Here is a 25,771-nt window from a genome sequence, read left to right as displayed (position 1 = left end):
TCCTCAGTCCGGTGCGGGAACGCCGACCCGGGTGCTCATCTGCAGGACCGGCGTCCCGTCCTCGTCGGCGAGCTCGAGCCGGACGGTCACGTCCACGCCGGCGAGGGAGGTCAGGTGGGTCCCGCCGCAGGGGATCCCGGCCCGTTCCCCGGGCAGGTCGCAGACCCAGCGGCGGCGGTCGGTGAGTCCGGGGCCGTCCGCCGCGATGCTGATGGGGGCTCCCGTGGCCGTCCATCCCGCGAGCGTCGTGTTCACCGCCTCGGCCGTGGCCCGGGTGTCGAGGTCCTCGACGGAGAAGCCCTTCCGTCGGAGGGACTTGCCGAGGCGGTACCGGTCGAGGGACCCGAACTCGCCGATCACCGTCGTGTCGATCGCCAGCGCGTCGAAGTTCGGTGCACCGAGGGCGTCGGGCGCCACGTCCTTCTTCCAGCGGCCGGCCAGCGCCCGGTTCAGCGCGAGCGAGGCGAGGTGGCACCCGGTGTGCCCGGCCGACACGGCGGCGCGATGCGCGGCGTCGACCCGCACGACGGCGTCGTCGCCCTCCGCCGGGCCGTCACCCTCCGCGCCCTCGATCAGGTGGACGACGACGAACGCCCATCCCTCGGTGCCCTTGCGGACGGGGGAGTCCGCACCGAGGTGCAGCGTGGTGCCGTCGGTCGCGCCGACGACGCAGTCGGTCACGGACCAGCGGCGGGCGCCGATCTCGAGGACGCCCCGATCCGCGCCCTGGTCCGGCCAGGCGGAATCCACCGGGTGGAAGGCGGTGGCCTCCAGCAGGACGGCGCGCCGGCCGCCGCGGGCTTCGACGTGCAGGACCCGGGAGGCCGCCTCGGTGGCTCCGGCGGGGTAGGTGACGCGCGTGTCGGTGGTGGGCAGGGTCATGGGGTCTCCTCGACGTGGTTCGTGATCGGGCGTCCCGGTCAGGGGTCCGCGGGACGCTGGGCGAGCCGCTCGAGCAGGGGCTCGGTGCGGTAGGGGATGTGCTCGTGCAGGGCCAGGACGGTCTCGGTGCGGATGACGCCCTTGATCCTCAGGACGGACCGCAGCGCGGCCTGCAGGTTGTGGGTGTCGGTGGCCGCAACCCTGCACCAGACGTCGCCCCGGCCGGAGATCTCGTGTACCTCGAGGACCTGGTTCAACGTGCGGAGCCCGGCGATGACGCCGTCGAGCTCGCGGTGGGACACCTCGATGGTGATGAACGCGACGACGTCGTAGCCGAGCGCCTCCAGGTCCAGTTCACGCCCGCTGCGGCGCAGCGTCCCGGTCCGCAGGAGCCTGCGGAGGCGGCTCTGCGCCGTGTTGCGGGCCACCCCGAGCACCTCGCCCAGCTCGCTGACCTGCGCGCGGGGATCCCTCACCAGCTCGAGCAGCAACCGCAGGTCGAGGTTGTCCAGCTTGCTCATCACGCTCACTCCCCATCAGTCGGCCTGCACCGAGTTGCGCACCGCGCTCAAAAACGGACGCTGCAACACAGCACTGCGGTCAATCCACCCCATCCTAGAGGGGGCCGTGCAGGAGCGTGGCCGTGGAAGCGCCCGTTGCGGGCGCGTGCGAGCGAGGAAAGTGGTGGGATGAGCGTCATCGACGAGCTGCGGATGCGGCCGACGGCGGTCGCGGACCGGAGGTGGGACGCATCGCTCGCCGTCCGTCTCGTGCTGGCCGTGACCGTGATCTCGACCCTCCTGATCGGCGCGAACCTCGCGACCCCGCTCTACCCGCTCATCCAGGCCGAGCTCGGGCTGTCGCCCTTCGCCGTCACGGTCGCCTTCGCGTCCTACGTCGTGGCCCTGATCGGCGGTCTCGTCCACGCCGGCCACTGGTCGGACCACATCGGACGCCGGGCCGCCCTCGTCCTCGCCGTCGTCCTCGGGCTCCTCGGTGCCGCCCTCTTCGCCGTCGCCACCTCGCTGCCGATGCTCGCCGCCGGCCGCATGCTCCAGGGCGGCGCCGTCGCCCTGGCGACGGGTGCCAGCGCCGCCGCGCTCCGCGACCTGCTCCCGAGCCGCCCCGACTGGGCCTCCCGGTTCACCCTCATGGCCTCCGCCGGAGGGGTCGCCGCGGGCCCCGTGATCGGCGGTCTGCTCTCGCTCCTGCCCTCGCCGACGAGGACCCCCTTCGTGGTGTACCTCGTCGTGCTCGCGAGCCTCCTGATCCCCCTGGTGCTGCTCCGGGCGCGCCCGGCGATCAAGCCCGCCGTGGAGGGGAGGCCCCTGGCCGCGCTGCGGCCGCGCCGGCCGGCCGTGTCGAAGGAGGCGCGCCGTTCCTTCTGGACGGCGTCGTCCGTCGGGTTCCTCAGCTTCGCGGTGTTCGGGTTCACCCTGAGCCTCGCCCCGACCTGGTTCGCGGGCATCGCCGGGACGACCTCCCGCCCGCTGATCGGCCTCCTCGCCGCGCTCGTGCTCGGCTCGTCCGCCATCAGCCAGCTCGTCTCGCCCCGCGGGCGGTTCGTGGTCCCGGCGGGCCTCGCCGGGATGGCACTGGGCGTGGGCCTCCTGCCGGTCGCGCAGGCCTCCGGCAGCCTGCCACTGCTCATCGGGGCGTGCGTCGTCGCCGGCTTCGGTCAGGGCATGGCCTTCCGGGTGGTCTTCAACGAGGTGTCCGTCACGGTGGACCCGTCCCTGCACGCGCAGACCGTCAGCGCCGTCTACGTCCTCACCTACCTCGGCAGCGCCGTCCCGGTCCTCGGCCTCGGCGCCGCGGCAGGCGTCTGGGGCCTCGACGCCTCGGTCACCGTCTTCGCGCTGGCCATCTGCGCGATCTGCGGCGTCCTCGCCGTGGGCTCCCTGGTCCTCCGAGCCAGGGCCCCGCGCTGAGGCACCGGCCCGGTCCTGCCGCACCGCGGCACCCGCCGGCCTGTTTGTAAGCTGTACGCATGTCCGAGACCCCCGCGCCGTCCGCCCCGCACCCGTCCGCCGACGGGGGGTCCGCCCCGGGCGGCGGGCCGGCGTCGCTCGTCGTCGGCCTCGACATCGGCGGCTCCAAGACCCACGGCGTGCTCTGGCGCGGCGGGCGGCTCGTCGCCGAGGCGAAGGCGGGAAGCGCCAACGTCCAGAACGTCACCCCGGACGACGCCGCCCGCAGCCTGGGCGGGCTGTTCCGCGACCTCCTGGCCCACGAGGGCCCGGGCCCGGTCGCGCGCGTCATCGCCGGCTCCGGGGGCGTGGACACACCGGCCGACGCCGACCGCCTCCGGGCGCTGATCGCCCTCCACGCACCGCGCGCGACCATCGACGTGGTGCACGACACCCGCCTCATCCTCGCCGCGGGAGGGGCCCACACGGGCATCGCCGTCATCGCGGGCACCGGCTCCGTCGCGTGGGGCACCGGCCACGACGGCCGTGAGGCCCGCTCCGGCGGCTGGGGGTACCTCCTCGGCGACGAGGGCAGCGGGTACTGGGTGGCCCGCGAGGCCGTCCGCCGGGCCCTGCACCGGCACGACCTCGGACTGGGCGCCGACGCCCTCGACGCCGCGGTCCTCGCCCTCAACGGCGTCGCCACGCCGACCGAGCTCATCGGCCTCTTCCATTCGGACGCCGGGCGCACCTACTGGGCGGCGCAGTCCCGCGCGGTGTTCGACGCCGCACGGGACGGCCACCCCGACGCCGCCGCCATCCTCGACCGCGCGGCCACCGACCTCACCCGCCTCGTGCTCGACGTGGTGTCCGTGATCGGGGTATCCGGCCCCGTGGTGCTGGGCGGCGGGCTCGCGATGCACCAGCCGGCACTGCAGGAACGCCTGCGGACCCGGCTCGCGGAGGAGGGCATCGACGACGTCGTGATCCTCCGCGAGGACCCCGTGATGGGTGCCCTGTTCCTGATGGAACGCACGCGCCACCAACCCGCGGTGTCGTCCGCTCCGAAGGCATGGTTAGACTCAGAACCTCCGACAGCTTGAACTGACCGCGGCGCATCCCGCGCGGCGACATACCAGACGGCAAGCAGGATCCGCATGGGCGGTCCGTGGGCGCAGCCCGGCCGAGAAGCTCCTGCCACGAAAGGCACAGCTGCCATGACATCCCCCGAGCAGGCCGGCACGCGGCACCAGATCGAATTCCGCGGCGTCACCAAGACCTACGACGGCGGCCGCCCCGCGGTCGACGACCTCACCATGGACATCGAGCGCGGCAAGATCACCGTGTTCGTCGGCCCCTCGGGCTGCGGCAAGACCACCTCCCTGCGCATGATCAACCGCATGGTGGAACCGACGTCGGGCCAGATCCTGGTGGACGGGCAGGACGTCTCCCGGCAGAAGGCCTCCGAGCTGCGGCGTTCGATGGGCTACGTCATGCAGTCCTCGGGCCTCCTGCCGCACCGGTCCGTCCTCGACAACATCGCCACGGTGCCGCGCCTGAACGGCGTCCGGAAGGCCGAGGCGCGCACGCGCGCGAAGGAACTCCTCGCCGTCGTCGGCCTCGCCCCCGAACTGGGCGGGCGGTATCCGGGGCAGCTCTCCGGCGGGCAGCAGCAGCGCGTCGGCGTCGCACGGGCGCTCGCGGCCGATCCGCCCATCCTCCTCATGGACGAGCCCTTCAGCGCCGTCGACCCCGTGGTCCGCGCGGAACTGCAGGAGGAGCTGCTGCGCCTGCAGCGGGACCTCGCGAAGACCATCGTCTTCGTCACCCACGACATCGACGAGGCGACCGTCCTCGGAGACAAGGTGGCCGTCTTCGCCGTCGGCGGCCGCCTCGCCCAGTACGCCGCCCCCGAGGAGATCCTCCGCGCCCCCGTCGACGACTTCGTGGCCGGCTTCGTGGGGCGCGACCGCGGCTTCCGCCACCTCTCCTTCCAGCCGGGCGCCGGCGTCACGGTCCACCCCGTCGAGACCATCGAGGTCGATCAGCTCGCCGACCCGACCGTGTCGGTCCGCTCGCCGTGGACGCTGCTGGTCGACGCCGACGGCCGCCCGCACGGCTGGGTCCCGCAGGCCACCCGCGGCAGCATCGCCCGGCAGGCCGACGCCGTCCCCGGAGGTTCCCTCTACACGCGCGGCGACACCCTGCGGCGCGCGCTCGACGCCGCGCTCTCCTCGCCGTCGGGCCAGGGCGTGACGGTCGACGACGACGGCCGCGCGGTGGGCGTCGTCCGTGCCGCCGAGGTCTTCGAGCTCATCGAGGCCGCGCGGCTCGACCGGGGCCGCGCCGACCACAACACGGCGGTCTGACCATGGACTGGTTCCTCGCGAATCTCGACTTCGTCTGGCTGCACACGCGCCTGCACCTCTTCCAGGCCGTCGTGCCGCTGCTCCTCGGGCTGATCGTCGCGGTGCCCTTCGCGCAGCTCGCACGGCTCAACGCCGTCGTCGGATCGGTGCTGCTGACCGGCTCCTCGATCCTCTACACCATCCCGTCCCTGGCCATGTTCGTGTTCCTGCCCGTGGTGCTGGGCACCCGGGTCATCGACCCCGTGAACGTCATCGTGGCCCTCGCGATCTACGCCTTCTCGTTGCTCGTACGGTCCACGCTCGACGCCCTGAACTCGATCGACGACGGCGTCCGGCAGGCCGCCGTCGCCATGGGCTACACGCCCGTCCGCCGGTTCCTGACCGTGGACCTCCCGCTGTCGCTGCCCGTGCTGTTCGCCGGGCTGCGCGTCGTCTCGGTCACCAACATCTCGCTCGTCAGCGTCGGCGCGCTGATCGGCGTCCCGAGCCTCGGGACGCTGTTCACGGACGGGCTCTTCCGGTCCTTCCCGACCGAGATCGCCGTCGGGATCATCATCATCCTGCTGCTCGCGCTGGTCATGGACCTCCTGCTCGTGCTCGCCGAGCGGCTGCTGACACCCTGGACGCGGAAGGTCGCGGCCGGTAGCGCGCCGGACGCGGAGATCGTGGCGCTCGAGGCGAAGGTGGCGGGTGCCTGATGGACTACTCGAGTGACAACCTCTTCGTACAGATGTGGGAGTGGCTGACCGCACCCGCCAACTGGGAGGGGGACCGCGGTATCCCCGTGCGTGTCGCCGAGCACCTCGGCTACACGGGCCTGACCATGCTCATCGCCCTGGTGATCGCCGTCCCGATCGGTCTCTACGTGGGCCACACGGGACGCGGCCGCGTCGTGATCGTCTCCGGCGTCGGCATCCTCCGCGCCCTGCCGACGCTCGGCCTGGCCTTCCTGTTCGTCCTGCTCGCCGGTCTCGGCCTCATGCCGCCCATCTGGGCCCTCGTGCTGCTCGCCGTCCCGCCCCTGCTCACCGGGATCTACGCAGGGATCTCCTCGGTGGACCGCACCGTGGTGGACGCCGCCCGGAGCATGGGCATGGGGGAACGGCAGATCCTGCTCCGCGTCGAGGTGCCGAACGGGCTCCCGGTGATCCTCGGCGGAGTGCGAGCCGCCCTGCTGCAGGTCATCGCGACCGTCGCCGTCGTCGCCTTCATCAACCTCGGCGGGCTCGGGGTCTACCTCGTCGAGGGGACGCAGCTCGCCGACTACGGGCGCCTCTTCGGCGGCGCCGTGATCATCACGGTCCTGGCGATCGCCGTCGATCTGCTCGTGGGACTGCTGCAGAGAATCGTCATCTCACCCGGACTCCGGACCTCGGACCGGGTGAGGGCCCAAGGATCTGGCCGGCAGAAGGCCGTCGCCAGTGCACAAGGAGGAACAACATGAAGAACCTGTCTGCACAACGCGCCGGACGGCGCGCTTTGATGGGACTGGCTGGCGGCCTTACGGCCGCGCTGGCGTTGACTGCCTGCGGTGCCAACAGCGACCCCCAGGGGGGACCACAGGAATCGGCCGCTGCGGACGGCGGGTCCGTGGTCGTCGGCTCGGCTGATTTCCCCGAGAGCCAGATCGTCGCCGAGATCTATGCCGGAGCGCTCAACGCCGCCGGTGTCGAGGCCACCACCAAACTCAACATCGGTTCGCGGGAGATCTACTACACCGCGCTCGAGGACGGCTCCGTCGACATCATCCCCGACTACAGCGGCAACCTGCTGCTCTTCGCCGACCCGGAGGCGACCGCCGAATCCGCCGGGGACATCGTCGCCGCGCTCCCGGATGCCCTGTCCGCGAAATCGCCGGACGTCAACCTCGCAGTGCTCGAGCCGTCGGAGGCAGAGAGCAAGGACGCGCTCGTGGTGACCGCGGCGACCGCCGAGAAGTACGACCTCACCTCGATCGAGGACCTCGCGGAGGTCTGCGGCGAGATCACCATCGGCGCGCCCAGCACGTTCCAGGAGCGCGCCTACGGCCTGCCCGGCCTGAAGGCGAAGTACGACTGCGAGCCCGGCGGGTTCGAGGCCATCAACGACGGCGGCGGGGACATCACGCTGAACGCCCTCCTGGACGACACCGTGCAGGCCGCGGACATCTACACGACGACGCCGTCGATCGACGACAACGACCTCGTGGTCCTCGAGGACCCGGAGAACAACTTCATCGCGCAGCAGGTCCTCCCGCTCGTCAACACCGACACGGTGAACGAGGACGCGCAGACCGTCCTCAACGAGGTGTCGGCGCAGCTGACCACGGATGACCTGCTGTCCCTGAACCGCGAGGTCAGCGGCGACGAGAAGCGGAACCCCGCGGACGCGGCCGCCGACTGGCTCGCCGAGAAGGGCCTCGCCGGCTGACCCTCCGGCAGGCTGCTCCTCCCGGCGGGGCCCGCTGCACGGCATTGCTATGCCGCGCGGTGGGCCCCTGCTGTGGCATCCTGAAGAAATGGCCACCTACAAGCAGTCAGGCAAACTCCAGAACGTCCTCTACGACATCAGGGGGCCGCTGCTCGAACACGCCATGACCATGGAGGCCCAGGGCCACCGCATCCTGAAGCTGAACATCGGCAATCCCGCACCGTTCGGCTTCGAGGCGCCCGACGCCATCCTCGTGGACATGATCCGCAACCTGCCCGAGGCCCAGGGCTACAGCGACTCCCGCGGCATCTTCTCGGCGCGCACCGCCGTCGTGCAGTACTACCAGAGCCGCGGGATCAACTCGATCGACGTCGACGACGTGTATCTCGGCAACGGGGTCAGCGAGCTCATCACGCTGTCCATGCAGGCCCTGCTGAACGCGGGCGACGAGGTGCTGATCCCCACACCGGACTACCCCCTCTGGACGGCGTCCGTCGCCCTTGCCAGCGGCACGCCCGTCCACTACCTCTGCGACGAGGACAACCACTGGTGGCCGGACCTCGAGGACATTGCGGCCAAGATCACGCCCAACACCAAGGGCATCGTGCTCATCAACCCGAACAACCCGACGGGGGCCGTGTACCCCCGGAGCATCCTCGAGGGGATCGTGCGGCTGGCCCGCGAGCACGAGCTCATCGTGTTCGCCGACGAGATCTACGAGAAGATCCTCTACGACGACGCCGTGCACATCAACGCCGCGTCCGTCACGGGCGACGACGTCCTGTGCCTGACCTTCAGCGGCCTGTCGAAGGCGTACCGGATCGCCGGTTTCCGCAGCGGCTGGATGGCCATCTCCGGGCCCAAGCGCGACGCCGCCGACTACATCGAGGGCATCAACCTCCTCGCCAACATGCGCCTGTGCGCGAACGTCCCGGCCCAGCACGCCATCCAGACCGCGCTCGGCGGGCACCAGAGCATCAACGACCTCATCCTGCCCGGCGGACGCCTGCGGCAGCAGCGCGACAAGGCCGCCCAGATGCTCAACGCGATCGACGGCGTGAGCTGCGAACTGGCGCAGGGAGCCCTGTACCTGTTCCCCCGGCTCGACCCCGAGGTCTACCCGATCAAGGACGACGAGCAGTTCGCCCTGGACCTCCTGAAGCAGCAGAAGATCCTGATCTCGCACGGCAGCGCCTTCAACTGGGTCAACACCGACCACTTCCGCATGGTGACGCTGCCGAGCGTCGAGGTGATCGAGGACGCGATCGGGCGCCTCGCGGACTTCCTGTCCACCTACAAGCCCTGAGCAGTCCCGACCCACCCGCAGGAGGCACCATGCCGAACGGATCCGAGAGCGCAGCCGAGACGCGGAGGCTCCTCCTCGCGGGACCGGACTTCTCGCTCGGTGCCGTCGACCCCCGCTCCACCCCCGGGTTCGACGGCGGCAAGAAGGAAGGTGCCGAGGCACTCGCCGCGGGAGCCGACACGCTCGCGTCCCTGCAGGAGAAGCTCTTCGCCGAGAGCCGGGCCGGCAGCGAGATCGCCGTGCTGCTGATCCTGCAGGGGATGGACACCTCCGGCAAGGGCGGGGTGGTCCGTCACGTCGTCGGGCAGGTGCACCCGCAGGGGGTGCAGCACTACGCGTTCAAGGCTCCGACGGAGCAGGAACAGCGGCACAGCTTCCTCTGGCGCGTCCGCCGGCAACTGCCGTCGCCGGGCATGATCGGGGTCTTCGACCGGTCCCACTACGAGGACGTCCTGATCCACCGCGTGCGGGGCCTCACGCCGGCGGCGGAGGTGGAGAAGCGCTACGGGTCCATCCGGAGGTTCGAGGACCAGGTGGTGGGGGCGGGCACGCGGGTGCTCAAGGTGATGCTGCACATCAGCCAGGACGAGCAGAAGGCGCGGCTCGCCGACCGCCTCGACCGCAAGGACAAGTTCTGGAAGTACAGCCCCGACGACATCGAGGACCGCGCCCTCTGGCCGCAGTACCAGGAGGCCTACCAGGCGGCCGTCGAGAGGACGAGCACCCCGGACACCCCCTGGTACGTCGTCCCCGCCGACCGCAAGTGGTATGCCAGGCTCGCCGTGCAGCACCTGCTGACCGCGACACTGGAGGACATGCAGCTGAGCTGGCCGCGGGCATCGTTCGACGTCGCCGCCGAGCAGGAGCGCCTGCACGCATCCTGACCCGCCGGCCCGGCGCGCAGGACACGACGACGGAGCCCGGAAGGACATCATGAGCGAGGAACGCAGGCGGGAACTCGGCGCATCGGACGCGCCGGTCGAGGACGAACTCAAGGAGTCGTTCGACAAGACCGTGGACGAGGGAGCCGACCGGCTCCAGCGGACCATGAGGGCCATCGTCGTCACGGGCCTGTTCGGCGGTTTCGAGATCGGACTCGGCATCATGGCGTACCTGGCCGTGCTGCACGAGACCGGCGACGAGCTGCTCGCGGGGCTCGCCTTCGGCGTCGGGCTCGTCGCGCTGCTCCTCGCGCACAGCGAGCTGTTCACCGAGAACTTCCTGATGCCGGTCGCCGCGGTCGTGGCGAAGGAGGGCAGCCTCGTGCAGCTCGCGAAACTGTGGGGCGGCACGCTGGTGGCGAACCTCGTGGGCGGGTGGATCTTCGTCTGGATCGTCATGCAGGCGTTCCCCCAGTGGTCCGGGACCGTGAGCGAGAGTGCGCGCCATTTCGTCGACGCACCGTTCTCCCTGCAGACCGTGGCCCTGGCCGTCCTGGGCGGGAGCACGATCACCCTGATGAGCCGGATGCAGCAGGGCACGTCCAACGATGTCGCGAAGATCGTGGCGACGATGATCGGCGGCTTCCTGCTCGCGGGCCTGCAGCTCTTCCACTCGATCCTCGACTCGCTGCTGATCTTCGCAGCGATCCACTCCGGCGCGGACATCGACTACGGCCAGTGGCTCGGCTTCTTCGGCTACACCCTGCTGTTCAACCTGCTGGGCGGACTCGTCCTCGTGACCCTGCTGCGCCTCGTGCGCACGAAGGAACTGATCCAGGAGCGGCGCGAGGAAGCACCTGCCGACCCCGACGCCCCGCACGGGACGTGAGATGCCCGGGTTCGTCGAACCCGCCCTCCGCACGGGCCGATGCGGACCAGTCCTGACCGCATGACCTCCTAGTCTTGAGGCTCCACCACCTCGGAGGGGGACCACCATGGACTGGAAGATCGAACTCGTGGCCGTGCCGGTCAGCGACGTGGACCGCGCCATCGCGTTCTACCGCGATCAGGCCGGATTCACGCTCGACCACGATCACCGGGTCGGTGAGGGCGTACGCTTCGTGCAGCTCACCCCTCCCGGGTCCGCCTGCTCCATCGCCTTCGGCGAGGGGATCAGTGAGATGGCGCCCGGATCGCAGCGCGGGATCCAAATCGTCGTGGCCGATGCGGAGCGTGCCCGGACCGAGCTCGTCGGCCGCGGCGTGGACGCCACCGACGTCGACGACCAGCCGTGGGGGAGGTTCGTGTACTTCGCCGATCCCGACGGCAACGCCTGGGCGCTGCAGGAGCTGCCCGCGACGCCCTCCTCCTAGGCGGGATCCCGGGGCAGTACTCCCGGCGTTAGCTGCCCTCGGCCTTGTCGCGTGCCGCCGCCAGCCTGACCTTGGCGCCCTCGAGCCACGCCTCGCAGCGGTCGGCGAGGGCCTCGCCGCGCTCCCAGAGCGCGAGGGACTCCTCGAGGCTCACACCGCCGGCCTCGAGCCGCGAGACGACGGCGACGAGCTCCTCCCGGGCCTGCTCGTAGGACAGCGTGTCCACCGCGGAGGGGCTGGGGTCCGGCTGCTGGTTGTCCGTCATGGCATGGTCCTCATCTGCTGGGTGGCCCGTACCCGGGCCCGGAAATCTGTCGGGGATCCTGAAGGGTGAGGCCCGGCAGGGCCGCGCTGCCGTGCCTTCCGGTCACGACGCCTCCCGGGGTACCGGCGGGTCGTCGATGACCGCTCCGAGCTGCCCGCCGGCGACCCGGATCCGCACGGCGTCCCCGCGCTCCACGTCGTCGGGAGTCCTCACCACCTGCCCGTCGGCGCGCTGCACGACGGCGTACCCGCGGTCCAGCGTGTTCTGGGGGGAGAGGGAGCGCACGCGCTCGCGGAGGTGGTGGACGGCGTCGGCGTCGCGTTCCACCGCGGCGGTGGTGGACCGCAGGGCCCGCGACCGGAGACGCTCGACGTCGGCCTGCCGCACGTCGATCATCCCCTCGGGCCGCGCCAGGGAGGGGCGGGACCGCAGGTTCGCGAGGCTCTCCCCCTCGCGGTGCACGAGGACGCGGATCGACCGCTCGAGAGCCGCACGCGCCTGGCCGATCCGGCCGAGCTCCTCCGTGACGTCGGGGACCACGCGCTTCGCGGCGTCCGTGGGGGTGGAGGCGCGCAGGTCCGCCACCTCGTCGAGCAGGGGCCGGTCCGCCTCGTGGCCGATGGCGCTGACCACGGGCGTGATGGTCCGGGCGACAGCCCGGACCAGCGACTCGTCGCTGAAGGGCAGGAGGTCCTCCAGGGCGCCACCGCCACGGGCGATGATGATGACGTCCACGTGGGGGTCGGCGTCGAGCGCCGCCAGGGCCCCGGTCACCTGCGCCACGCTGTTCACGCCCTGGACGGCGACCTCCCGCACGTCGAACTCGACGGCCGGCCACCGCAGTGCGGCGTTCCGCATGACGTCCTTCATGGCGTCCGAGTCGCGCCCCGTGATGAGCCCGATGCGGTGGGGGAGCAGCGGCAACCGCTTCTTGCGGGCCGGCGCGAACAGGCCCTCCGCCGCCAGTGACTGCCGCAGCCGTTCGATGCGCGCGAGGAGGTCGCCGATCCCGACGGGCCGGATGTCGATGGTCTGCATCGAGAGGCGGCCGGTCTTGACCCAGAAGTCCGGTTTGAGGCGCGCCACCACGCGGGAGCCCCGGTCCAGCGGGGAGGACACGCGGTCCATGACGGTGCCGTAGACCGACAGGGAGAGCGAGACCTCGGTGTCGACGTCCCGCAGCGTGATGTAGCACATGCTGGCGCGGCGGTTGAGCTCGATGACCTGCCCCTCGACCCACGCCGCCGGCGCCCTCTCGATGTGCGCCTTCAGCTTCTCCGACAGCAGGTGGAGCGGCCACGGGGAGTCCGGTGACGTCTCGGCCGCGGTGGCAGGGACGGTCGACGGCATCCGTACCTCACCGCGGTCACCGGCGGGCCGCGCGCTGGTTCCCTCGCTCGTCATGGGTGTCCTGTCCTCGGGATGGGTGCTGCCGCGTCTGCTCGTGCAATCCGCACTGTTCATCTCTACCATCCCTCACCCCCGGCGGCCGGTACCGCGGGGGCATGTGCGTCCGCGGGACGAGGGCAGGAGTCCGGGATGGTCCGAGCAGGCATAATCGTGAGTTCCCCACCCGAAGGATTCCATGCGGACCGTCGCCTCTGCCCTGCTGGCCCTGCTCGCACTCATCGTCACCGCCGGCGGCCTGGCGTGTGCGTGGGTGGACCGGAACGTCGTGGAGGAGCCCGGGTTCGTCGCGCTCGCGGCGCCGCTCGGTCAGGACGCGGACTTCCAGGCCGCGCTGACGGCGTCCGTCGCCGAGGACTTCTCCGCGCACAGCGGTCTCCCTGACCCGCTCGCCGCCCTCGCGGAACCGCTCATCAGGGATGCGACGGCGGCGGTGACGGCGTCCTCCGGCTACGCAGGGGCCTGGACCGAGGTGCTCCGCCGATCGCACGCCGTCACCCTGGCGCACGCCGCCGACCCCTCGGACCCGGCACCGGCCCTCCTCACGCTCGACCTCGCGCCGGTCGCGGAACTCGTGGCGGAGACGGTGGGCGGAAGCCTCGGCCTCGACGTCCCGGTCCCCGCGGACACGAGCATCGCCATCGGGTCCGTCGAGCGCAACGGGCTGTTCGGCGCCGTCGTGGATGCGGTGCAGCTGTGGCCCCTGTACCTCGCCGGCGCGGGGGTCCTGGCCCTGCTGGCCCTGATGACCGCACGACGACGCGGCACCACCCTCACCCTGCTGGGACTGGGGGTCGTGGTCATCGGCGTTCTCGGGGCCCTCGCCGTGGGCTGGGTCCCCGCGGCAGCGGCGCAGCTGCCGGGTACGAATGCGGTCGCCGACGTGTTCCTCGGCGGTCTCGCCGACCGGATCGGCGCCGCCGTGGCCGCCGACAGCGTACCGGTGGTCGTGGTCGGGCTCATGGTGGTCGCCCTCGGCGTGGTGGGGCAGTTCGCCGTCGGTCGCAGGCGCGGGGCTTAGCTCACAGCGGAGTGGCCCCGGATCACGCGGGCGCGGCTCGGCGAGCCGGTAGAATCGGCGCATGACCAGTACCACCGTTCAGGTCCCCATGCCCACCATCCCACGCAGGCGCCGCACGCCTGCGGACGTGCTCGCCGCTGCGCCGGTAGCAGGGGAGAAGACGGTGCTGCTCGCAGCCCCCCGCGGGTACTGCGCCGGTGTGGACCGTGCCGTCATCGCCGTCGAGAAGGCCCTCGAGCACTACGGGCCCCCGGTCTACGTGCGCAAGCAGATCGTGCACAACCTGCACGTCGTCTCCACGCTCGAGGCGAAGGGTGCCATCTTCGTGGACGAGACCGACGAGGTCCCCGAGGGGGCGCTCGTCGTCTTCTCGGCCCACGGCGTCTCGCCCGCCGTCGTGCAGTCGGCGGAGGACCGCGGGCTGCGCACCATCGACGCCACCTGCCCCCTCGTGACGAAGGTGCACAAGGAGGCCCAGCGCTTCGCCCGGGACGATTTCGACATCCTCCTGATCGGCCACGAGGGCCATGAGGAAGTGGAGGGGACGGCCGGCGAGGCCCCCGACCACATCCAGATCGTCAACGGGCCGGAGGACGTCGACAAGGTGCAGGTGCGCGACCCCGAGCGGCTCATCTGGCTCTCGCAGACCACACTGAGCGTGGACGAGACCATGCTGACCGTGAATCTCCTCAAGGAGCGCTTCCCGACGCTGCAGGACCCGCCGAGCGACGACATCTGCTACGCCACCTCGAACCGGCAGGCGGCCATCAAGAAGATCGCGCCGCAGACGGACCTCGTCATCGTGGTGGGATCGGCCAACTCCTCGAACTCCGTCCGCCTGGTGGAGGTGGCGCTCGAGTACGGCGCCCGGGCGGCGTACCGCGTCGACTTCGCGAACGAGGTGGACGAGTCCTGGTTCGAGGGCGTGGCGACCGTCGGCATCTCCTCCGGGGCCTCCGTCCCGGAGAACCTCGTCCAGGACGTGCTGCGGCTGCTCGCCGAGTACGGCTACGGGCAGGTCGAGGAAGTCGTGACGGCGCAGGAGGACATCATCTTCTCGCTGCCCAAGGAGATCCGCGCCGCCCTCAAGGCGATGGGGGACCCGTCGCAGGGACGGGGCGGACGCGGGGCGGACCGGACCTCGCTGAACTGACCGCCAGACAAGCAGGGACGCAAGCAGGGGCGACGGACGGCCGGAACCGGCTGCAGCAGTTCCGGCCCTAGCCTGCCGTCCCGTCGAGGAGTTCGTGGGCGGTGAGGGACCGCGGCGTGGCGTCGATCGAGGCGGCCGACTCTCCGGAGGCCGCCGGACTGCCGATCCGCTGCACCCGGGCGGTGCCGAGCAGGCTCACCTCGGCGCTGGGTCCGCCGGCGTCGGAGCCTTCAGCTGCAGCGTCGACGACGTCGAGTGACGCCGAGTCGAAGGCGCCGATGCGCCGCGCCGTGGGCAGGACCCTCGACTCGAGTGCGCCGACGAAGGAGTTGTAGCGTTCCACCGATGTCTTCAGGGAGGACCCGAGGCGGGTGACGTGCCCGCCCATGGTGCCGAGGCGCTCGTACAGCTGCTTGGACAGGTCGAACAGTTCCCGCGCGTTGTCCGTGAGGACGGCCTGGCGCCAGCTGAAGGCGGCACCCTTGAGGATGCCGAGCAGGGACACCGGCGAGGCGAGGGCCACGCTGCGGCCGAACGCGTAGTCCAGCAGCTCGGGATCCGCGCGCAGGGCCTCGGACAGGACGGACTCGACGGGGATGAAGCAGATGACGAGCTCGGGGGAGTTCGTCGCCCCTTCCCAGTACTTCTTGCGGGCCAGGGCATCGATGTGCGCCCGGAGTGCCTTGCTGTGCTGCTTCAGCAGTTCCGCACGCCGCGCCTCGAATCCGGCCACGGCCCCCGCGTCCGCGGACCCGTCGGCTGCGCCCGCCAGCTCCTGCGCGGCGAGGAAGGCACTCAGCGGCACCTTGGCGTCGATGACGAGCTGCTTGTCGCCCGGAAGCTGCACCACCATGTCGGGCCGTGCCGTCTCGCCGTCGCTGCCGGCGGCAACCGAGACCTGCTCCAGGAAATCGACCCGTGACAGCATGCCCGCCGCCTCGACGACCCGCCGCAGCTGGATCTCGCCCCACTGGCCGCGCGCACTGTTGCTGCGCAGCGCCCCGGCGAGGGAATGCGTCGTGGACAGCAGCAGGGCGTCCGCTTCCCGTGACTCCTCGAGCTGCCGGGCGAGCTGCCCGTACTGTTCCACGCGGTCGCGCTCCAGCAGGCCCACCTGCCGCTGGACCTGCGTGAGCTTCTCGGCGACCGGGGCGAGGGCGCGCAGGACGTCGTTGTCCGTCGACGTCTTGCCGGTCAGTGCGCGATTGTGCTGCTGCAGGAGGTCCCGCTGCGCGGCGGCCGCCGCGAGGTCCGTCGTCGTGCGTCCGAGCCGGGCGGTCGCGTCGTCGAGCTCCGCCCGGAGCTCCTCGGCGCGCGGCCGGAGGGATCGCGCCACCAGGAAGGCGCCGACGGCGCACCCGAGGACGAAGGCGAGGACGACGAGGAGGACGGCGGTTGTGCTCATGCCCACACTGTTGCAGGAACCTCCGACATTCCACGACATTGCTCACCGGTAGACTTGTCTCCCGTGGCTCTTACTATCGGCATCGTCGGACTGCCCAACGTCGGCAAATCAACCCTCTTCAACGCTCTGACGCGCAACAACGTCCTGGCGGCGAACTACCCGTTCGCGACCATCGAGCCGAACGTCGGCGTGGTCAGCCTGCCCGATCCGCGTCTGGCGCAGCTCGCCGAGGTCTTCGGGTCCAAGCAGATCCTGCCCGCGACCGTCTCCTTCGTGGACATCGCCGGCATCGTCAAGGGCGCGTCCGAGGGCGAGGGCCTCGGCAACCAGTTCCTGGCGAACATCCGTGAGGCGGAGGCCATCGCCCAGGTCATCCGCGTGTTCGACGACCCGGACGTCATCCACGTCGACGGCAAGGTGGACCCCAGCTCCGACATGGAGACCATCAACACCGAACTGATCCTCGCCGACCTGCAGACGCTGGAGAAGGCCATCCCGCGCGTCGAGAAGGAAGTGAAGATCAAGAAGCGCGAGGCCGCGCAGTTGACCGCCATGCAGGCCGCGCAGTCCGTCCTCGAGCGCGGCGACACGATCTTCGCCTCGGTCACCAGCGACAAGCTCGAGATGGAGCACCTGCGCGAACTCAGCCTGCTCACGGCCAAGCCCTTCATCTACGTGTTCAACGTCGACGACGCCGTGCTCGGCAGCGAGGAGCGCCAGGCGGAGCTGCGGCAGCTCGTCGCGCCCGCCGACGCCATCTTCCTCGACGCCAAACTCGAAGCCGACCTCGTGGAACTCGACGAGGCCGAGGCCCGCGAGATGCTCGAGATGAACGGCCAGGACGAGTCGGGCCTCGACCAGCTCGCCCGCGTCGGCTTCCACACCCTCGGCCTCCAGACCTATCTCACGGCGGGGCCCAAGGAGAGTCGGGCCTGGACGATCAAGAAGGGTGCGACGGCGCCCGAGGCCGCGGGAGTCATCCACTCCGACTTCCAGCGTGGCTTCATCAAGGCCGAGGTGGTCCATTTCGTGGACCTCATCGACGCCGGCTCGATGAGCGAGGCCAAGTCCCGCGGCAAGGTCCGCATCGAGGGCAAGGAATACGTCATGTCCGACGGCGACGTGGTGGAGTTCCGATTTAATGTGTAATTGTGTGGCTGATTTGTAGGCTCAATTCACCGGGTCAGGGGGCCTGTTGATCCTCGTTCGTAGAATTGGGTGAGGCTTTCCTGCCTCCCGGATGTGCTTCATTTCACTACTCTGCGTACGGGTGTTCCTGCCGAGTTGAGAGCGTTCGGTTCTACACGTGGCAATCTGTCAGGAGGATGAGGATTCGTGGACCTGAACGTGTGGTCGTTCTTGCCGGTCTAGATTCACCGGGTTGGTATTGGTAGGGTCATCAGCGTCCGCTCGCCGGTGATTCTTTCATCCGGCATTGAAGCGGTGGTCTCTGGGGGAGGATATTTTTCATGTCGCGTGTGTTGTCTACCGAGCAAGCGAAGGCTGCTATCGGTCAGGTCGAGTCGATCATCAATGGTGGGTTCACCGATCAGATCTCCGCGCTTGATGCGCAGGGCAGGATCCTGTCGGACCCGAATATCTGGGACGGGCCGCTGGCGCAGCAGTTCCGCGGGTCCACGTGGCCGGAGACGAAGGCGGCGCTGGACAAGGCGAAGCAGGAGCTCGAGGAGCTGCGCACGCAGCTGCAGAAGATCTCCCAGGACATCTTCTCCGCCGGCGGCGGCGCCTGAGCACGAGCCTTTCGTAGTGACGTCCCGCTGATCGTGCCACGTGCTGGAGTGGTGCGGTCAGCGGATCGTCATCGAGACAGTAGCCTTCCCGGTGCTGGCATCTCCTGACCAGGTTTTCGCAGAGCGGGTCTTTTTGGGTTGTTCTGCCGTGTGCGGGGGCGTCCTCCGCCGGTCGTGGTTGTTGCAGGTCTCTTTTCTTGTAGGTCTCTTCTTGTTGCAGGTCTCTTTTCTTCGTGCTTTTCCCGTGTGGGTCTCTGCCCGGCGGATGTAGTGGTTCTTCCTGTTAGTTTCTTGCTGTTGTTTCTGTGTCTGGGGGGCGTTCGTTGTGACCAATTTCGTGGAGATGCCGTTGTTGCCGGAATCGGATGCCTCCCATGGTGGGCGGTTCGACTACGCGGTGGCGGGCACGGTGCGGCGGGCGGCGCTGGCGTCAGGTCTTCCTTGCCTACTTCACGACCCACCGCGCGAACAACGGCGGCACAGTGGCCATCAACGGCATCATCGAACGCCACCGTCGCCTCGCCCGAGGCTACCGCAATCGCCGCAACTACCGGCTCCGCATGCTCCTCGCCGCCGGCGGCCTCGAACAATGACCCCCACCCGATGTCCGAAAAGCCGTATTGGGTTGGGTTTGTCGTGGCGCGTGCCTGTTCGTTTGTCTGAGGAAGTTTGAATGAATTTCGATACGAGGGTCGCCGATCGTCTGATCGGCGCATGTCGAGATGCGGCACGTGCGTTGCAGGATCAACGCGGCGGACGGGAGTCGGTTTCAACGGCGGCTTGTGCGGAATTCCGGGGCGTGTTCGCGGACTGTTTCCGGGAGAACGTTGCCGCTGAACGGGCGGCCCGTTCAGAGTTGGCCCATATGCTGGACGATGTCGCACGTCAGGTCCAGAAGGCGAAGAGCGCCGCGGAGGTCGAGCAGCGTCGCCTGAGTGAGCTGACGGCGTGGGTTCTTGCCGCCGGGTGGGCGAGCGCTGGCAGTGGTGTCGCAGTGGATGTGGAGCCGCGCCCGTCCACGGAGGAGACCGACCGTCCGTCGGTGAACGCGGACACTGCACGGCAGGGGTTGCGTGCCTGGGCGAGCGGAAGCACTGCCGGGGCGAGTTCCGCTGACCCTGCCACCCTGGACTCCGCGGTGTCGACCTTCAGGATCCAAGACGACACAGCCCGGAGTGCGGCTGACGGAGTCGGTGCAGCAGCGTCAGAGTTCGAGCGGGAATGCTCTTGGGCGCACTCTGATCTCGATGCTGTCGGTAGTGGGCTGCGGCGGTTCCTGGAGGACAACCAGCAGGACGCGACCCGGCTTTCCGACATCGCTTCGATGTTCCGTGCTGCCGGTGGCAGCGGACATGTCGGTCAGGTGACGGTATCGAACGACGTCCTTGTGCTTGCCACCGTACCGGCGTCCTTATCGAATGCGGCCCTGCTGAGCTATCTGTCCACTGCGACGCCGGCGGATATCAAAGCGCTGGCAACATTGACCGGATGGCAGCAGACCCTTCAGCGTATGGATCCGTCGACGATCGGGGCTTGGTGGGCGGGCATGAACACGGGGGCCGGCACCGCCGCGGACGTGGCCGGCGTCTCGCAGCGGCAGGAGCTTCTGCTGGCTGCGGCTCCGGCGATGTTCGGCGCCTTGGACGGGATGCCCGCACTGGCCAGGGTACGGGCCAACCAGTTGAACGCGCCAAGCCTGCTCCGTGCGGCGGAGAAGGATCTGGAAACAGCCCTGAAGTTGTCGGGGACCGGGCAAGCCCGCCACGACCCGAACCGAACGGAGATTCTGCAGAATGCGGTGGCATACCTGAAGCAGGTGGAAGCCGGGGACGTCCAGCTCTACCTCTACGACCGGGATCGATCCCGGATTGTGGAAATGATCGGCACTCCAGAGCCCGACACACGGCACGTGATCACCTACGTTCCGGGGACATTCACCGGAATGAACAGCTTCTACACCGGCGGGGTACAGCAGGTGTCGAAATACCTCAGGAGACAGGCGCCAGGGACGGTAGCTTTCGTCTACAAGGATGGGCGATTCCCCGGAGAGGAGGACACAGCCGGCGGCCCGAACATGGGGAGAATCGGCGAGGCGAACGATCAGGACCTTGCACGCGCGTCCGGGCAGCAACTGGCATCCTTCGAGTCCGGGATGCGCACGGATCCCTACCTGAACGGTGCCGAACAAACCGGCATCGGACACAGCTGGGGCCTGACAAACGTCACCAGCTCCGAAGTCGCCGGAGCCCGGTATGACAAAGTGATTTCCCTCGCCGGGGCCGGGATGCTCCCGGACTGGGAACCCCAGCCGACTACGGAATACTCGAACCTGTACTACTACGATGTGCTCATCCACGGTCAGGGAGTCACCAACCCCTTCACGAATAGAGGGGTTGTGTGGGATGGGAACAACCCGATTCATCGCGACGAGTTCGACCAGAACTACTACCGCGGCCCCGACGACGACGAACTCGACGGTGCGATCAACAGCGTCGAAGAAGGGAACATCCTCATGGATAACCACAGCCTCATCGCCACCGACAGCGAGGACAACATGAAAGCGCTCGAAAAAATGCTGAGAACTGTGACTCGATGAGGGCGCGAAGCGATGCCATGGCGTTGTTGCTGGTGGGTCTGATCGGGCTTGCCGGCTGTGCAGGAAACCCAAACGCAGATCCGACCGAGCCACCTGAGCCAACGGCTGCTCAAACACAGGAGGAACCGATGGAAGCTGAACTCACCTGGCAGGAAGCCAAAGCCCACACCCAGGCCATGCAACGGGAGATCGCCGCACTGATCCCGGAAGACGCTGTTCTCTCGATCGATCAACAGCAGACGGGCACGCTTCTGTCCTGCAACGAGACCCAGCACCACTGGGCTGCTTCAACCACGGTCACGGTCGCCGAAGGAACCGAGATAGAGCCCATCGTGAAAACCATCGAAGCCCACTACCGGGCGAACGGAACCGAAATATCCGTCGATAGGGACGAAGTCGATAGGAACGAAGATGAAATCTATCGGATCCAGATCGACCCGCCTGCTCCAGGGGAGAGCCACCTCGTCTCCGAAGGATTGTCCCCGAACGAAATCCGTATCGCATCGGGATCTGCGTGTTTCACTTTGCCCGAGGGCATCTACCCGGGCGGCGATTTCTAAAGGCGGGGGATGGAAAGGACCCCATCAATTGCAATGAGTTCGAACAGCACTACTAGTGGGGCCCCGGAGACGGCAAACTCAACCGTGCGATCGACACCATTCGAAGAAGGGAGCATGCGCATGAACAACCACACATTCATCGCCTCCAACCGCGTGGACAACGAGTAAGCACCCAGGGAGATTCTTTGCACTTGCTCTTAATAATTGGAGAAGGAGGCTGGCTGCCAGCGTGGCCAGCGTCCTTTGTGTACCGTTACGCAGGCGTGATCTACCCGCGTTCGGGCCCAGTGTTTTCCGTGGGCCGTGCATCGAACGTGGACACACCGTCGCGGACATTTTGGAACTGAGTTTCCCGCATGTATCGCGCCTGTCCATGCGTCTGCCGTATGTGTTCGGATCGAGGTTCCAGGCTAATGCCCTGAGGATGTATGCGGCCTTGTAGGGCGACTTTCACCTTGTATCGACACCGGCAGTACGGAGCGGCCTCAAGGGCCGGTCCTCAGCGGCACGAACCCTTTTTTGAGCGTCAGTGCCGGTCCGTGAGCGGCCTCACTTTTCCAGCGGTTCGGACCCTACAGGTCTATCAGATTCCCGAGGGTGTGACGCAGGTTCGAACGTGCCTGGCTGGAGCAGGCGGCGCGCGATTTAGTGGGCGAGCTAGCGGAAGCTGTGGGCTCAGCCTTGGAGCCGGCTCTCAGCAGAGGGTCTTCTGAAGCGGTGCTCCCTCTGAACCCGGCTGCGGCGAAAGCAGCAGTCTTTCAGGGCCGCAACAACTTGTGCTGCACGCCGTTCAGCCCCTGCTGGTCGGGATGTGGGGGAGTCGACCAGCAGTGGCTGGCTGGACAGGGCATCGACCACGAAGCCGACGAACCACGGTGAGCTCAGACGTTATTCGGCTACGGAACGTGGTGGAATTCAGATTCAATGTGTAAGTTCTTCGCCTGAATCACTAGAAATGCCGCTCTTCGAAGAGTTCGCGGACCGCGGCTTCCTCCGGAGTTTCTCCGGGTTCGATGGAGCCGGCCGGCACTTGGACGCCGGCCTCCGTCATGGGTAATGCGTCGTGCGTGAGCACGAGGAGGTGCCCCTCCTGCACGACATAGCAAACAACTTTCTGGACTTCACGGGTCACCGCTTCACTCAACGGACCTCTTGCTGTGCACCTCACCGACCCGTTCGGGGCCTCTGTCAGCACTGTCACAGTCAACCGGATAACGTTTGGTCAGCGGGCAGGGATGTCGCCTTCGTAGTCGTTCCACATACCGGCCAGGACCTGGATCGCGAACCGCTGGTCGTCCTCGGATGCTTCCTTGCCGGCGAAGTCCATGACGAAGTAGTTCACACTGAAGCCGTCCTCACGGGTTGACTCCTACTCTGTCGCCGCTGCGTGGGTTCGGAAGCGGTAGCAGTGGGCTTCCGCTGTGCTGTAAGTCTCGACGCATTTGATTTCGCTGCCATAGGTCGTGCCGGTGATCTCGACGACGTCGGTGGTGACGTCATTTCCGGTGTATTCGCCGTCCATCACGTCTTCGAGGGTGAGGGTGAGTTGAGGGTGCAGGAAGAGAGAGATGATTCCCGCGACGAAAATCCGTGGTACCCCCACCAGGCCAGCATTGATCCAGTGTCTTCCCATACCGCCTCAGTGTGCAGGAACTGGTCCTAGGATCACCGGATGGATTCCTTTGACGTCACGGTCGAGCACGAAGTGTTCCGCGTCAGTGAAAGACGACAGCCCGGTGGGGCCTTGTCCTATGACTTCGCGTGGCTCAACGGACCAGCCGATGGAACGTATGGCTTCAGCGTCCGGCGGGTCACGTCCGGGACGGGAGGAATCACCTCGGATGATGCGGCCCGCATGACACGAGAAGAGCTCGTCGCGGAGGTCCGCAGGTTCGTCGAGAATGTGTACGGACCGGGAGGGATTGGGGAGACCTGGCCAGATCATGTCCCTCCCCGCGACCGCCGATGACCGCCAGCGGATCGCTCTAAGCTCTGTATTTCTGCTCCGGATCACTCTGGCCGCGGCTGATCGTGTTTTAGCGAACAGCACGGCGGGCTCGGACGTCACGGACCAAGGACACGACGAGGAGGACAGTCACTATTCCGTGTACCGATCTGATGACCCGGTACCAAGGACTGGCAGGATCGAAAAAAATGCCCATACGAAAGGAAGGAGAAGAAAGAGGACCAACGCGAATCCGCCAGCAAGTCTCCATCTAGTGCCCTGCCATCGGGTTTCTATCCATGGTGTTCCTCACTCACAGTCGCTCTTCGGGCGATCCTAACTCCGTGACGAAGCGCCCGCTGAAGGATCGCCTTACGTTCAACGGGGACGATCATCGAGCCTGGCACCGACTCCTATCGCCTCGCCCATACCCTCGTCCAGAGAACCATCACCTGATTTGCCGGAAAAACCCAACTAGGTCGCGCAGCGCTGTGAGCCGACTGTTCAAGGGGTGTCGAACGGTTTGACCACTATCCTGAAGATATCCGTGAAGGACTTCGCGGTCGAAGGGGGACCCAACATTAAAGCGTCATTCGTCATGCCATGCACTGTTCTGTCTTTGGCACTTCTCACAGGTTGCACCCTCACCGCAGATGACCCGATCGAGGCCATGACCGAAAACTCGAGCGCATCTCCTAGTGAGAGTTCCAGCGCACCGAGGAAGCCTCAGAACGAGGACCTGTCGGAAGTTGAACGCCGAGTCGCTGCGCTGAAGGACACGGAAGGTAGCGCCCTGCAACTCGCTCCACTAGAGCTGACTCGTGCGGGTTTCGAATCGGCCTCGGAGATCGTGGCCGATGGAAGCGTTCATCCTGCAGAGTGTGAAGACATTGCCGCACGAAATATGGGCTCCGTGAATCAATTCGCCGGCGAGGGCGTGATCGGAACCGGCGTGGCCGATCCCTGGGGATCCGTCCTTTCAGCGGGTCTCCTGGAGAGTGCCACCGCGACGACAACGGCCGGCGACTTCACCGGCACCCGGGAGCAGTTGCAACGTTGCGCTTCCTTCACCTCATCCGGTGAGACTGTGACGACGATCGATGAGCTTGACCAGGACCTGATTGGAGATGAGTCATACGCCGTTCTCATTACACAGGAACTGGGGCCCGACAACTTCCAGTACATGCTCTCAGTCAACGCTCGAGGCAACGGCCTCATCGCCTCCGTGCAGTCCGTAGGCGACGACGAGCCCGATGGGGTCCTGCAGGATGAGCTTGCTGACCTGGCGGCACAACTCCTACGAGCACCTGCGCTCTGATCAGGCAGTTCACCCACACCCACAACGGAGCAAAGCTCGACCTCACTTACCTGAAGCACGACAGCTAGGCTTCAGTGATGGGGTCTAACCAAAGTGTCGCCGTTCATTCTGCCCGGTGGCGATTTCGTTGTGCATCCGTCATTTGTAGTTTGCTCGCGATCCTGCTCATCGCGTTGGGCTGGAGCGGGCTCGTTCTCGTCTTTGGTGGTTTGGTTCTTCCGCCCTGGAACGTTGGCAGCCTTTTGTGCGGTATCTCAGTCGTGCTTTCGGTCATTGGCCGGAGAATTCGGGTCGACCCGGAAAGTCTGGAATCTCCGCAAATACGCCTCTTAACAAGCTTGTTCTTGCGGACAGCCGAAGTACTGGCTGTCGCCGGGTCAGTGCTCGCCTTCATGGGCGATGCCGCGTATGAGGCGACTTACACGATCCTGAGGCCGATGGGACCCGATGGGTGTCGGGCCGTTGTGCGAGAGGCGTCATTCCTCATGGCTGGTGAAGGGCAGGTCTACTCAGTATCACCTTGGGGTATCGGCTGGCGCAGTGGTTCTTGGTTCGGAGACGACGGCATCCGTCCAATCGAGAGAGGCCTATACACGTTGTCCTGGGGCGTCGGCGGGGGATCACTAGTTGTGCGCGGCGATAGCGTGAATCCCGTCTGGCCCGGGCTGCACGGCGTCAACTGTTTCTGAGCCCCATTCTCGCCTTCCTTCCCCCCGACAAGTAGCTCGACGCCCTGCCCGCCAGCCGATCCTTCATCGGACCCGCTGACTGTTCTTCGTCGCTCAGGCTACGAAGATACAGAACGGATGACCGGCTGGATCGGCGTAGACGTATAAGGGCTCGTCCGGGTCGTTTGTTCGATCGAAGCAGAGCTCTGCTCCTAATTCCAGCGCCCTGGAATGGTGATGCTCAAGTGATGCCCGGTCGGGAACGGTCAGATCGAGGTGCAGCTGCATCGGCACGTCAGGCGAGGGCCAGGTCGTCCGCTTCAGGTGATCGACCCGCTGAAAGGCGAGCTTGCGGTTGCCCACCTCAGTCATGGATGAGCGAAGCCTGACCGCTGATAGGTCCGCTACACGCGCCCATGCCTTTGGGGCAGTGACATTCGCTCACGCGCGGTTTGACGACCGATCAACAGCCAGAAATTGCCCCACCACGATGGCACCGAGACCGAGTGAGGGCCACATGGAGTAGGCGACCGCGAACATGACTTCCTCGGC

At 67.6% G+C, this 25,771-nt stretch carries 25 protein-coding genes and 2 pseudogenes; 19 read left to right on the top strand and 8 right to left on the bottom strand.

Annotated elements, in window-relative coordinates; translation table 11 throughout:
* Positions 1-3: 3 nt before the first annotated feature.
* Positions 4-882, bottom strand: coding sequence for a metal-dependent hydrolase (locus CXQ92_RS06140; RefSeq protein WP_104166139.1), 879 nt, complete (start codon positions 880-882; stop codon positions 4-6).
* Between the two features lie 38 nt (positions 883-920).
* Positions 921-1,403 carry an Lrp/AsnC family transcriptional regulator gene (locus CXQ92_RS06135; protein ID WP_181033585.1) on the bottom strand — a complete coding sequence of 161 codons (483 nt, stop codon included), beginning with the start codon at positions 1,401-1,403 and terminating at the stop codon, positions 921-923.
* Positions 1,404-1,571: 168 nt separating this feature from the next.
* Between CXQ92_RS06135 and CXQ92_RS06130 the strand changes: the two genes are divergently transcribed.
* From CXQ92_RS06130 to CXQ92_RS06085, 10 genes are all read left to right on the top strand, one after another.
* The gene (locus CXQ92_RS06130; protein ID WP_104166135.1) at positions 1,572-2,813 is read left to right on the top strand and encodes an MFS transporter; all 1,242 of its coding nucleotides are present in this window, start codon (positions 1,572-1,574) and stop codon (positions 2,811-2,813) included.
* A gap of 59 nt (positions 2,814-2,872) precedes the next feature.
* A complete protein-coding gene (locus CXQ92_RS06125) occupies positions 2,873-3,895 on the top strand; it encodes an N-acetylglucosamine kinase (RefSeq protein ID WP_104166133.1) in 1,023 nt (340 codons plus the stop codon).
* 114 nt (positions 3,896-4,009) lie between these two features.
* Entirely contained in the window at positions 4,010-5,161 is a 1,152-nt protein-coding gene (locus tag CXQ92_RS06120) for an ABC transporter ATP-binding protein (protein WP_104166131.1), read from the top strand.
* Between the two features lie 2 nt (positions 5,162-5,163).
* Positions 5,164-5,859: an ABC transporter permease gene (locus CXQ92_RS06115; protein WP_104166128.1), complete on the top strand. Its 696-nt coding sequence runs from the start codon at positions 5,164-5,166 to the stop codon at positions 5,857-5,859.
* Complete coding sequence (locus tag CXQ92_RS06110) at positions 5,859-6,605, top strand: ABC transporter permease (RefSeq protein ID WP_104166126.1); 747 nt, start codon at positions 5,859-5,861, stop codon at positions 6,603-6,605. The genes CXQ92_RS06115 and CXQ92_RS06110 overlap by 1 nt, the downstream gene beginning before the upstream one ends.
* Positions 6,602-7,570: an ABC transporter substrate-binding protein gene (locus CXQ92_RS06105; protein WP_104166124.1), complete on the top strand. Its 969-nt coding sequence runs from the start codon at positions 6,602-6,604 to the stop codon at positions 7,568-7,570. The genes CXQ92_RS06110 and CXQ92_RS06105 overlap by 4 nt, the downstream gene beginning before the upstream one ends.
* An 88-nt stretch (positions 7,571-7,658) precedes the next feature.
* Complete coding sequence (locus tag CXQ92_RS06100) at positions 7,659-8,876, top strand: pyridoxal phosphate-dependent aminotransferase (RefSeq protein ID WP_104166122.1); 1,218 nt, start codon at positions 7,659-7,661, stop codon at positions 8,874-8,876.
* Between the two features lie 29 nt (positions 8,877-8,905).
* The gene (locus CXQ92_RS06095) at positions 8,906-9,760 is read left to right on the top strand and encodes a PPK2 family polyphosphate kinase (protein ID WP_104166121.1); all 855 of its coding nucleotides are present in this window, start codon (positions 8,906-8,908) and stop codon (positions 9,758-9,760) included.
* Between the two features lie 49 nt (positions 9,761-9,809).
* Positions 9,810-10,646: a formate/nitrite transporter family protein gene (locus CXQ92_RS06090; protein ID WP_104166120.1), complete on the top strand. Its 837-nt coding sequence runs from the start codon at positions 9,810-9,812 to the stop codon at positions 10,644-10,646.
* A 106-nt stretch (positions 10,647-10,752) separates the two neighbouring features.
* Positions 10,753-11,130: a glyoxalase superfamily protein gene (locus CXQ92_RS06085; RefSeq protein WP_104166118.1), complete on the top strand. Its 378-nt coding sequence runs from the start codon at positions 10,753-10,755 to the stop codon at positions 11,128-11,130.
* Between the two features lie 28 nt (positions 11,131-11,158).
* Here CXQ92_RS06085 and CXQ92_RS06080 read toward each other — a convergent pair whose 3' ends face one another.
* Together CXQ92_RS06080 and xseA are read right to left on the bottom strand one after the other, a co-directional pair.
* Positions 11,159-11,395 carry an exodeoxyribonuclease VII small subunit gene (locus tag CXQ92_RS06080; protein ID WP_104166116.1) on the bottom strand — a complete coding sequence of 79 codons (237 nt, stop codon included), beginning with the start codon at positions 11,393-11,395 and terminating at the stop codon, positions 11,159-11,161.
* Between the two features lie 102 nt (positions 11,396-11,497).
* On the bottom strand, positions 11,498-12,799 hold the full coding sequence (gene xseA / locus CXQ92_RS06075) for an exodeoxyribonuclease VII large subunit (protein WP_258069755.1): 1,302 nt from the start codon (positions 12,797-12,799) through the stop codon (positions 11,498-11,500).
* Positions 12,800-12,980: 181 nt separating this feature from the next.
* Here xseA and CXQ92_RS06070 point away from each other — a divergent pair, with 181 nt between their 5' ends.
* Both CXQ92_RS06070 and CXQ92_RS06065 read left to right on the top strand, forming a co-directional pair.
* Complete coding sequence (locus CXQ92_RS06070; RefSeq protein ID WP_104166114.1) at positions 12,981-13,823, top strand: hypothetical protein; 843 nt, start codon at positions 12,981-12,983, stop codon at positions 13,821-13,823.
* A 61-nt stretch (positions 13,824-13,884) separates the two neighbouring features.
* On the top strand, positions 13,885-14,976 hold the full coding sequence (locus CXQ92_RS06065) for a 4-hydroxy-3-methylbut-2-enyl diphosphate reductase (protein ID WP_104166112.1): 1,092 nt from the start codon (positions 13,885-13,887) through the stop codon (positions 14,974-14,976).
* A 67-nt stretch (positions 14,977-15,043) separates the two neighbouring features.
* Here CXQ92_RS06065 and rmuC read toward each other — a convergent pair whose 3' ends face one another.
* Positions 15,044-16,381 carry a DNA recombination protein RmuC gene (gene rmuC / locus CXQ92_RS06060; protein WP_104166110.1) on the bottom strand — a complete coding sequence of 446 codons (1,338 nt, stop codon included), beginning with the start codon at positions 16,379-16,381 and terminating at the stop codon, positions 15,044-15,046.
* Between the two features lie 63 nt (positions 16,382-16,444).
* On the opposite strand from rmuC, the gene ychF reads away from it, so the two are divergent.
* The 5 genes and pseudogenes from ychF to CXQ92_RS06035 all read left to right on the top strand — a co-directional run bounded on the left by ychF (position 16,445) and on the right by CXQ92_RS06035 (position 21,288).
* A complete protein-coding gene (gene ychF, locus CXQ92_RS06055) occupies positions 16,445-17,530 on the top strand; it encodes a redox-regulated ATPase YchF (protein ID WP_104166108.1) in 1,086 nt (361 codons plus the stop codon).
* 320 nt (positions 17,531-17,850) lie between these two features.
* Positions 17,851-18,132: a pyrophosphorylase gene (locus CXQ92_RS06050; protein ID WP_104166106.1), complete on the top strand. Its 282-nt coding sequence runs from the start codon at positions 17,851-17,853 to the stop codon at positions 18,130-18,132.
* A 419-nt stretch (positions 18,133-18,551) separates the two neighbouring features.
* Positions 18,552-18,725 (top strand): annotated as a pseudogene (locus tag CXQ92_RS06045) (transposase); the annotation flags it as partial.
* Between the two features lie 80 nt (positions 18,726-18,805).
* Positions 18,806-20,728: a hypothetical protein gene (locus CXQ92_RS06040; RefSeq protein WP_146067401.1), complete on the top strand. Its 1,923-nt coding sequence runs from the start codon at positions 18,806-18,808 to the stop codon at positions 20,726-20,728.
* A complete protein-coding gene (locus CXQ92_RS06035; RefSeq protein WP_219815685.1) occupies positions 20,725-21,288 on the top strand; it encodes a hypothetical protein in 564 nt (187 codons plus the stop codon). Before CXQ92_RS06040 ends, CXQ92_RS06035 begins: the two co-directional genes overlap by 4 nt.
* Positions 21,289-22,237: 949 nt before the next feature.
* Here CXQ92_RS06035 and CXQ92_RS06030 read toward each other — a convergent pair.
* Positions 22,238-22,420, bottom strand: coding sequence for an NUDIX domain-containing protein (locus CXQ92_RS06030; protein ID WP_104166100.1), 183 nt, complete (start codon positions 22,418-22,420; stop codon positions 22,238-22,240).
* Between the two features lie 237 nt (positions 22,421-22,657).
* Positions 22,658-22,921: a hypothetical protein gene (locus CXQ92_RS06025; protein WP_146067400.1), complete on the bottom strand. Its 264-nt coding sequence runs from the start codon at positions 22,919-22,921 to the stop codon at positions 22,658-22,660.
* 39 nt (positions 22,922-22,960) lie between these two features.
* Between CXQ92_RS06025 and CXQ92_RS06020 the strand changes: the two genes are divergently transcribed.
* On the top strand, positions 22,961-23,257 hold the full coding sequence (locus CXQ92_RS06020; RefSeq protein ID WP_104166096.1) for a hypothetical protein: 297 nt from the start codon (positions 22,961-22,963) through the stop codon (positions 23,255-23,257).
* 499 nt (positions 23,258-23,756) lie between these two features.
* Complete coding sequence (locus CXQ92_RS17800) at positions 23,757-24,551, top strand: hypothetical protein (RefSeq protein ID WP_146067399.1); 795 nt, start codon at positions 23,757-23,759, stop codon at positions 24,549-24,551.
* 782 nt (positions 24,552-25,333) lie between these two features.
* Here CXQ92_RS17800 and CXQ92_RS06010 read toward each other — a convergent pair.
* Positions 25,334-25,621 (bottom strand): annotated as a pseudogene (locus CXQ92_RS06010) (VOC family protein); the annotation flags it as partial.
* Between the last annotated feature and the right edge of the window lie 150 nt (positions 25,622-25,771).

Source organism: Arthrobacter sp. SX1312 (genome assembly GCF_002929295.1).
In the GTDB taxonomy this organism is placed as follows: Bacteria; Actinomycetota; Actinomycetes; order Actinomycetales; family Micrococcaceae; genus Arthrobacter_D.
This window is presented reverse-complemented; position numbering and strand designations above follow the sequence as displayed.